Genomic DNA, 1,160 nt, shown 5'->3' on the forward strand with positions numbered 1-1,160 from the left:
CCACGTGCCGGCGCTTGCCCATCCGAATAGAACGCCTCGGTTTCGAGAAAATCGGCATCGACCAGACTGGAAAACAGCATCCGGGCCAGAAATGGCAATGAGAAATGCTTTTCGATCTGGTTCGTGCCGAGCTTCGGCGCGCCTGTGGCGAGTTCCGCTCGCGGCGGCAGCCCGATCGCGTGGTCTTCCCACCCCTCGTGCGATTCGACGGTCTTGCCAAGCCGGGATGTCAGGCTTGACCCGCCATAACCGTCGCCATTCATCAAGCCTCCGTGGTGCCCGGCAATTCCAAATCCGAGCAAGCGGCCAATTTGATCTCCATAGAGATCACGGGCCCGTTGCGCCCCCGCCGTACTGTGATCTGGCCCCTTGGGACCGCCGGCGATCGACGGTTGCCTGATATAAGCCTGATATTTTGCCGAGCATTTGCCGATGTCGTGCAAAAGCCCCATGGCCAAGGCCAAGGAAGCGCCACCGAACGGCGCTGCATGGCGCCCTGCCCGAGCCCCCACGGACACGAGATGGTGCATCAGCGGCTCCCACTCGTTTTCGGGCCGAAGTTCCAGCGAGTGCGCGTAGATCATTTCGACAGCCTGCTTTTCCAAAATTGCCGAGGGCAGCCCAAGTTTGCGCCACCAATGCAACGCAAGGGAAGCGCAGCTTAATTCTTCATGATGGCCTTGTCCAAGTGTTGGAGGCGTTCGCTTCGCTGTCCAACGGAGGTATGGAAATTCACATCAAGGCAACGCTATCGCACCAGCGGTTTCCAGGCGTTCGTAGCCATCGTCCTGTTTCAATTTGCGGCGGGCACCCCATATCGGGGATATGAGCAACCACCTGATCCATACCCCGGATGCTGCTGCGCTGGAGCATCTGGCGCATCGCGCTGTCAGCGAACTGCCGCAGATTTTCCGCGATCATCTGGGCGATGTGGTGTTTCGCGTGCAGGATTTTGCCGACAGCGAAATGTTGCGCGCTGTCGGGTTGTCAGACCCGTGGGCGCTGCTCGGGCTGTATCACGGTCGGCCCTTCGGTCAGCACTCGATCTGGTCGACGGGCGAAATGCCCAGCATCATCTCGCTGTTCCGGCGTCCGATACTTGCCGAATGCCATCGGCGGGGTGTGTCGATCAACGACATGGTCACCCATGTGATCGTTCA

Annotated in this window: 2 protein-coding genes; one reads left to right on the forward strand and one right to left on the reverse strand. The window is 59.7% G+C overall.

Annotated features, from left to right (window positions below; all coding sequences use genetic code 11):
• A partial coding sequence (locus tag P4L78_RS01115) for a CRISPR-associated endonuclease Cas3'' (protein WP_309326387.1) occupies window positions 1-584 on the reverse strand: 584 nt, incomplete at its 3' end.
• 241 nt (window positions 585-825) lie between these two features.
• Here P4L78_RS01115 and P4L78_RS01120 point away from each other — a divergent pair.
• A partial coding sequence (locus tag P4L78_RS01120; RefSeq protein WP_309326389.1) for a metallopeptidase family protein occupies window positions 826-1,160 on the forward strand: 335 nt, incomplete at its 3' end.

It is taken from the genome of Silvimonas sp. (assembly GCF_031291215.1).
GTDB lineage: Bacteria > Pseudomonadota > Gammaproteobacteria > Burkholderiales > Chitinibacteraceae > Silvimonas > Silvimonas soli.